The organism is Alteromonas sp. AMM-1 (assembly GCF_047290655.1).
Classification (GTDB): domain Bacteria; phylum Pseudomonadota; class Gammaproteobacteria; order Enterobacterales; family Alteromonadaceae; genus Alteromonas; species Alteromonas mangrovi.
The window spans coordinates 1-7,628 of sequence record NZ_JBLBUE010000164.1 but is presented as its reverse complement, the minus strand read 5'-3'; the positions used below and the strand labels follow the sequence as shown (position 1 = coordinate 7,628).

The following is a 7,628-nucleotide window of genomic DNA, read 5'->3' as shown; positions in this document are numbered from 1 at the left end:
GCACCACCATTACATCGACACACTGCGGAAGCGGCGGATATGACAACCATTGCTGAACGCCATCCCACTGCGTCTGGTTATTTTCAGCTGCAAAAGCACTGAGCTGAACACATGGTGCATGTGTCAGAAATTGTTCTACTTGTTGCTGCACCTCGCGCTTGGGATGAAAACCGTATAACACTCGTCCGGTTCCGTAATCAACCACATTTGGCTCACCAAATTTATTACAGAAAATCGCTATATTATGGCTCACGGCATTTCTGACAAAAGACACCAGATTGGGAATATTTCTTTGGAATGCAAGGATGTTTTCTTTCAGGCGAAGCTGTATCTGGCTGGCAAGCTGCGCTTCCAAATCGGCTTGTACGGCTTCGTTGTCTTCAACGTGCAACTTAATATTTTTTAACATGCTTTATAACCAAATCCAGTCGCTAATTATTGCGGGCCTAATACCCTGTTAGCCAATTGTTGATAGTCGGGTTTGCCATTGGATAACAATGGCCACTCGCCTAAGCCAGATACCATTTGATTTCTTGCAGGCAATAATGGGTGTGTTGCCATTTTCTCCTGTAGTGCTCCCAGATGCTTTTGTAGCGCGAAAAACACAACTTTATTGTCTTCACCTACGCATCGAACTTGCATAGCGTCATCACTGTAAAACTGTTCCAATGCATCCAGATTAACCCGCTCGCCTGCTACTTTAATGATGCGCTTGATGCGGCCCACTATAAAAAAATCACCCTCTTCGTCCTGCCTGGCCAGATCGCCTGTAGCTAACCAGTCTTCGGGATTTAGCTCAGCCAGTTGTTCTGTGCATTCCACATAACCGAGCATGACATTTTGGCCTTTATAGTAAAGCTCACCCGCATCGTTATTCTGCATTCTGATCTCGAGCCTGCCACCTGGAATTGCCTGTCCGATTGAATCCGGTTTCTTCAACACCTTTTGTGGATCAAGAAACGCCATCCTGGCAGTCGCTTCAGTTTGCCCGTACATTACGAAAAACTGTTTATGGTTAGTGCGAGCATATTCTCCGAGGGTGGTTACATCTGTTGATGCCAGTCTCCCCCCTGCCTGCGTAAAATAACGCAACGCGGGTAATTCCATGCGGGTAAAACGCAGTCTCAGCAACATTTCGTAAAACGACGGCACACCGGCCAGAGAATGGACCGGCAGGGTTTTTACTTTTTCCCAGAATGCCTTATCAAACACGGTATAGCGGGTGAAGCCAATACTGGCGCCACGCAATAAATGCGTATGCAATACCGACAACCCGTAAGAGTAGCTCAGCGGCATAGTCGCAAGGGTAATATCGTCCGATTCAATCGGAAGAAATGCCAGAATCGATTCCGCATTTGCCAGCAAATTGCGTTGCGACAGAGCCACACACTTGCCGGCTCCCGTGCTACCTGACGTTGACAACAAAATACTCAGGTTGCAATCGACCGCAATCTCATCACTGTGACGCAGCGTTAGTGCGCCATCACGGATCACAGCATGTGGCCTCAATGCGTCGCAATACCGTTGCAGAATAAGATCATCGCAGGCAGGATTGAGTAACAACACCACCCAATCCAAACTGAGCGCACTCAGATAATCCACCACACCAGCAATGCTGTTGTCGATAATCAGCACGACCACCGCTCGCGGCGGTAATTGCATAGATAACCATGTCTGTCGACGCTGATTAACCATTTCAGTAAGCGTGCGATAGCTAACCGACTGCTCATCATCAAACAGTGCTGTTTTAGCACTGTGCTGATGTGCCCCGATAAAGGGAATGGCAGTCTGCTGATGCTTGTTCACGGCGTAAACATCCCATCTACCGGCAGAATATGTCCGGTTGTATAGGAAGACTGTGGCGACAACAAATACACTATCGCATCCGCTACTTCTTCAGGTTTTCCCGCACGCTGCATCACGGCTCGTTGCAGTACTTTTTTGCGCGCATCCGCTTCGTAATGGTCGGTGAGCGGTGTTTCAATAAACCCCGGAGCAACCGCGTTTACTCTAATTCCAACCGGGCTCAGTTCTTTGGCGAGTGACTTAGTCGCCCCCGTTAGTGCAGCCTTGCTTGCGGCATAGGCACTCATACCGGCACTGCCTTGCTCCGACACCATGGAAACAACATTCACTATGCTGCCTTTGCGCAATCTACTCATCAGCCGGGCGGCATATTGCATATGCTGATACGGTGCCAAAAAGTTAACGTTTAGCTGGAGTTTCAATTTGTCCATGCTGGTTACCGACAACGGCGATTCCATCATCACACCGGCATTATTCACCAAGCCGTACAAGGGTGGTATGAGGCCGTCGGATACCTTTTTCTGAATATCCCGGAACGCGTCTTTTACCGCCTGTTCGTTAGTAATGTCGTAAACGAGGGGATGTACGCTTTTGCCTGCTGTTTTACACAGCGCGACAAGCGCTTCTTCATCGCGCCCGGCAGCCAGTACCGTTGCGCCCTGCGCCACACAGCGGGCAACGACTGCCCGTCCTATTCCACCTGTTGCACCAGTGATCAGTACGGTAGAATGATGTAATGCGCCTTTAGGCAAAGTTGATGTCATATTTTTGCAATATCACTTTGGCTTGTTTAACGGAACTCATATCAATGATGTCGTCGGTATCGAGCATCACATCAAAAACATTTTCCAGCTCCGCAATGAGGATCATATGCGCAGTTGAGTCCCACTCAGGAATTGTGTTGTATTGCAGTGAGTCGGTGACTGCGTCAGACTGCACACCCAGCGCAACGGTGAACGCTTGCTGCAATTTCTGCTGATTATCCATAATTACCTCTTAACGTTGGTTGCTTTGCGTTCCCTTGAGAGAAGCTGACGAAGTATCGCGGTCTGCTCTGTATACTGATTATAATTGAGTTCCAGCACACACACATCGCCCTGACTGATAATCTGATACCCCAACTTTTCATTGTATTTCATTGCCTGAGTATTCGACGATTTCACAACGGCGCGAAACTGCTGCACGCTAAAGTGCGCAAAGCAAAAGTCATACATGGCAAGGGATGGCGCAAACGCGATAATATTGTTCTGATAGGTGTGATCGCCAATATATAACCCCGGTTCAAGCACACTGGCTTGCGCGGCGGACTTTCCCATCTCCAGGGATTTTACATTGGTTACCCCAATCAGTCTGTCGCGGAACTGCACAATCCAGTGCAATTGTTTGGGATCGTAACTGGCCTTTTTAAACCAAGCGAGCTGCTGTTCTTCTGAAATCAGTGCAGTATCCAGCATTTGTTGGCGAATTTCCGGCTGATTCCGCCATGCGCGCATTTGCATCTGATGCACCTGGGCAATTGGCTGCAGGGACACCTGATAGGCGCTGAATTCCCACTGATTGACGGGTGTTTCACTACGCATGACGTTGCCTGTGTTGCGCAATGGCATCCAGCACGTTAAACGCGCCTTCCGTAAACGCGAATGCCGCGGCACGTTGATGCATATTATTCAGCGCTGCCTGATTAGCCCACAAATTGGCAGCGCGTTCCGCAAGTTCTCGCAGTGGATGCGCCCCGGTAAAATCGAACACCTCACACCAGCCTTGCTCAGCAGCCTGCAGCGTGGCGGAGCGCTGATTCTCAGCAACGCAGAGCAATAGCGAGGGGGTGTGACAAGCCGCCAATTCAAACTGACTTCCGCCTGCGGCGGCAATAGCTAACCGGGCATTATTCCATACATCCGCCATGTCCTGACAATTTTCAATCAGCTGAATGGCGCTGGGGCAGTTCTTCACAAAATGCTGCAAAGCGAGGCGTTGTTGCTGACTGACTCCCGGCCCCATTACTACCCGCAATGGTGCGTCAGGTATCGCTTGTGTGATCGCTTCCAAAACGGGAAGTGTTAATTCCAATGGATCGCTGCCGCCCATATTGATGGTAAGACTCACCCGCTGTGCCAACGGCAGGGTAAAACCGGTCGTAAATTCGCGTCGCAATAGTCGAAATTCAGGTCCAAGACACAAGGTCGCACCCGGGTTACCCTGCATGTAGTTCGCACGCAGATGTTCCCCTGCGGGATTACAAATCACATCCGCAGCTTGCCACCCTGCTTGCTGAATATCGTCAAACATCACCAAGGGTGCAGGTAGATCAGATAACTGCTGAATAAACCTCTCGGTGTAAGCATATCCGTCGATCACAATGGCCACTGGCAACTCGGTACGGCAGTAGTCAATAATACTCTGTGCCAGATGAATTTGATCGTCGCTGGCTTCAAGGATGGTGCCCACCCAATCGTGGCGCGATAAAGCCAGTTCTTTAGCTGTTTTAGTCAGCCAGAATACACTTTCGACATGCTGAGCGTCGGCAACTTGTGCAAGTGCCTGGCAGCGCATGATATGGCCGATGCCGCTTGCGGCAGAGCCGCCTGCGCAAAACAACAACTTCATGGGGCGATATGCTCCCACGACAACGCGGTGCCTTTCGCGATAAACCCCGTTGCCTGCTTGCCTTGCACGGTATCCCAGTGTTTCGGCGCCAACCCAAAAGCAGGCCGTACTATTTTCAAATTATCCGGCCCAAACGCTTCTCCAGGTTTGATGTCAGTGCTTGCATAAATGGAACGACGATATTGTTTAGACTTCTCTTCCGCCCGGCTCCCGCCATAACATACCTGCCCCAGTGCCTGCCAGGCGCGTTGTGACTCAACCACCAGCGCACTGAGCTCAGACGGTTCTAAAGAAAACGCCGCATCCACCCCGCCGCCGTTGCGATCCAGTACAAAATGCTTTTCGATTACCGTAGCCCCCAGCGCCACTGAAGCCACCGCGGCACCAATGCCCCCGGTATGGTCACTTAAGCCTACCTGACAACCAAATGCTGAACGCAAATGCGGAATGGTAACTAAATTGGTATTTGCCGCTTCAGCAGGATACGTGCTGGTGCACTTTAACAGAATAATATCCTGGCAACCTGCTGCACGCGCGGTATTTACTGCCAATTCAATTTCACTGAGCGTAGCCATTCCAGTAGACATGATTAACGGCTTACCTTTGCTAGCGGCTTTGCGGATCAACGGGATATCTGTGAGTTCGAACGACGCGATCTTAAAACAAGGTACGTTCAGGCTGTCGAGAAAATCCACGGCATGCTCATCAAATGGCGAACTAAACGCCAGCATGCCTAACGAATTGGCCAGCGAAAATAACTCGGCGTGCCATTCGTAGGGTGTTGCTGCCTTTTGGTACAAACTGTATAAACTGGCGCCGTGCCACAGGCTGTCCTGCTCTTCAATAACAAAGCCCTTTTCCTGTACGTCCAGCGTCATGCTGTCCGCCGTGTAGGTTTGCAGTTTAATAGCGTGAGCACCACATTCAGCTGCTGCTTTAACCATGGCTTTTGCCGTATCCAGTGATTGGCTGTGGTTGCCGCTTAACTCGGCAATAATAAAGGGCGGTTGCTGGCTACCGATAGCTCGGTCGCCAATCATGATGGACGACGGGATCTGCTGTTCAGTCATGGTTTATTTGTTCCTGGTAGGCTTTGTACATCAGCTCAGCGCGTACCCAATCTTCTTCTGTATCAATATCCTGCACCAAATAATGCGGCAATACCACAGGAATACTCTGCGGACTGAACATAGGATGATGAGCAAGCCAGGCATCTCGGCGCCCCCAATAGAACTGACCAGCATCGTGATACAGTGTTTCCAGATCCTGAGAGCGTTTACCGATCTGCGCCTTGTCTACCGGCGATACCCCTTGCCCATCCAGTCGGATTGCGCGCTGAATTGGAAAATCAAAGGTTGTCACGGAAAATGCGTACTGCATATCGGAAGCCAGACTGAGCTTTTGGCATCCTTCAATCAGCGAAGCGGGCGATAAAAATGGCGCAGTAGCATAAATACAACACACCAGTTCAGCGGGTTGCTCGAACGTGCGGATAGCATGCTGCACAACGGGTGTGGTGCCGGTAAAGTCATCCGCCAGTTCGGCTGGTCGCAGAATAATATCAGACGCACCGCTCGCAAGCGCAATGTCTGCGATGTCGTTGGAATCGGTTGAAACTACTATAGCGTCAAACAGGCCGGTTTGACGTGCAGCACGGATTGAATAACTGATCAGGGGCTTACCCGCAAATGCACGGATATTTTTGCCTTTAATTCGTTTACTGCCTCCGCGGGCAGGAATCACTGCAATCTTCACCTCAGTACCTCTGTTAACTGTCGGATAACCTCCTGTTGGTTATCGGCCGTTAAGGCAGGAAATAAAGGCAGTGTAATGGCATTCTGGTAATAGTGTTCAGCGTGCGGAAACTGGCCGGCTTTAAAGCCAAGGCGCTGATAATAAGGATGCAAATGAATGGGAATATAATGAACATTAACGCCGATACCGCGTTCCCGTAACGCCGTAAATACTTCAGTGCGGTCATGCCCAATAAGTTCTATGGTATACACGTGCCAGGCACTGTTCATATCCAGCACTGGCCGTTTTAACGGCAACGATTGCAAGGCGTCATCGTACACTTTTGCCAGCGCTCTTCGCGCCTCAACAAATGCTGCTAACCGGTTCAGTTGAGACCGCCCCAGCGCCGCGTGCAGATCGCTTAAGCGGTAGTTGTAACCCAAGTCAATCTGCGCATAGAACCAGGGTTCATTGCGATGGGCAGCGTCAAACATCTGAGGATCGCGGGTAATACCATGGCAGGCAAAACGCCTTGCCGCATTCGCCAGATCTTCATCGTTAGTCATTACCGCGCCACCTTCTGCACTGGTAATCGATTTTACCGGATGAAAACTCAGCACTGTCATAGCGGAATATTTACACGCCCCCACTTTATTGCCGATGGCATCACAGGCCCCAAGCGCATGAGCGGCATCTTCGATTAACACTATCCCAAAGGGTTCAGTTACTGCTGCAATCGCCGCCATATCACAGCTACTTCCGGCAAAATGCACCACAATCAATACTTTGGGAATACGTTGCTGAGCAACGGCCAGGTGCAACTTGTCAATCAGCGCATTAACACAGATGTTCCGGGTAACCGGGTCGATATCGACGAAATCGATTTCTGCGCCACAGTAACGGGCGCAATTTGCCGATGCAGCAAACGAGTTAGGTACCGTCCACACTACATCGGATGCCGTTACACCGGCAGCCAAACAGGCAATGTGCAACCCTGACGTAGCGCTATTGCACGCCACGGCATATGTCGCACCAGTAGTTTCGCACAACGCATTCTCAAACAGGGGAACCTGTTCTCCCTGAGTCAAAAAGCCGTTTTCCAGAACCTGGGTTACCGCTTCTATATCATCGTCGAATATGCTGTGCTTGCCATAAGGGATCATAAGGTACTCTTATCCAGCGCCTGTAATTCTTCCACCGATAAAAAGTGCGGATTGGTGCCCGAATGATACTCAAATTTGTCGGTTACCGGTTTACCCGTCTCCTGCAACTTATTCACTTTGTAATTCACGTTTTTATCGAAAAAGATAATGGCAGGCGCAATCACATAGTGATCGTCAAATTCAATGGTATGGTGTGCCATTTCTTCTGGCACCATCACTTCATGCAGTTTTTCGCCCGGTCGAATACCCACTACCTTGTAATCGGGTTTGCCACTCATCGCCATCACAAGATCGGTGATCCGGATAGACGGAATTTTG

At 50.1% G+C, this 7,628-nt stretch carries 9 protein-coding genes and 1 pseudogene; all 10 read right to left on the bottom strand.

Going from position 1 to position 7,628, the window contains the following annotated elements:
- Positions 1-409, bottom strand: a pseudogene (locus ACLR2L_RS17210) (hypothetical protein); the annotation flags it as partial.
- Between the two features lie 26 nt (positions 410-435).
- Positions 436-1,806: an AMP-binding protein gene (locus tag ACLR2L_RS17205; protein ID WP_413369866.1), complete on the bottom strand. Its 1,371-nt coding sequence runs from the start codon at positions 1,804-1,806 to the stop codon at positions 436-438.
- A complete protein-coding gene (locus ACLR2L_RS17200) occupies positions 1,803-2,570 on the bottom strand; it encodes an SDR family NAD(P)-dependent oxidoreductase (RefSeq protein ID WP_413369864.1) in 768 nt (255 codons plus the stop codon). The genes ACLR2L_RS17205 and ACLR2L_RS17200 overlap by 4 nt, the downstream gene beginning before the upstream one ends.
- Positions 2,551-2,793 carry an acyl carrier protein gene (locus ACLR2L_RS17195; RefSeq protein ID WP_413369862.1) on the bottom strand — a complete coding sequence of 81 codons (243 nt, stop codon included), beginning with the start codon at positions 2,791-2,793 and terminating at the stop codon, positions 2,551-2,553. Before ACLR2L_RS17195 ends, ACLR2L_RS17200 begins: the two co-directional genes overlap by 20 nt.
- Positions 2,794-2,795: 2 nt before the next feature.
- The gene (locus ACLR2L_RS17190) at positions 2,796-3,386 is read right to left on the bottom strand and encodes a GNAT family N-acetyltransferase (RefSeq protein ID WP_413369860.1); all 591 of its coding nucleotides are present in this window, start codon (positions 3,384-3,386) and stop codon (positions 2,796-2,798) included.
- The gene (pseG, locus tag ACLR2L_RS17185) at positions 3,379-4,413 is read right to left on the bottom strand and encodes a UDP-2,4-diacetamido-2,4,6-trideoxy-beta-L-altropyranose hydrolase (RefSeq protein WP_413369858.1); all 1,035 of its coding nucleotides are present in this window, start codon (positions 4,411-4,413) and stop codon (positions 3,379-3,381) included. Before pseG ends, ACLR2L_RS17190 begins: the two co-directional genes overlap by 8 nt.
- A complete protein-coding gene (pseI, locus tag ACLR2L_RS17180) occupies positions 4,410-5,483 on the bottom strand; it encodes a pseudaminic acid synthase (RefSeq protein ID WP_413369856.1) in 1,074 nt (357 codons plus the stop codon). Before pseI ends, pseG begins: the two co-directional genes overlap by 4 nt.
- Positions 5,476-6,168, bottom strand: coding sequence for a pseudaminic acid cytidylyltransferase (pseF, locus tag ACLR2L_RS17175; protein WP_413369854.1), 693 nt, complete (start codon positions 6,166-6,168; stop codon positions 5,476-5,478). The genes pseI and pseF overlap by 8 nt, the downstream gene beginning before the upstream one ends.
- Positions 6,165-7,310, bottom strand: coding sequence for a UDP-4-amino-4,6-dideoxy-N-acetyl-beta-L-altrosamine transaminase (pseC, locus tag ACLR2L_RS17170; protein ID WP_413369852.1), 1,146 nt, complete (start codon positions 7,308-7,310; stop codon positions 6,165-6,167). Before pseC ends, pseF begins: the two co-directional genes overlap by 4 nt.
- The coding region (locus ACLR2L_RS17165; RefSeq protein ID WP_413369850.1) for a polysaccharide biosynthesis protein at positions 7,307-7,628 on the bottom strand (322 nt) is incomplete at its 5' end. The genes ACLR2L_RS17165 and pseC, both read right to left, overlap by 4 nt.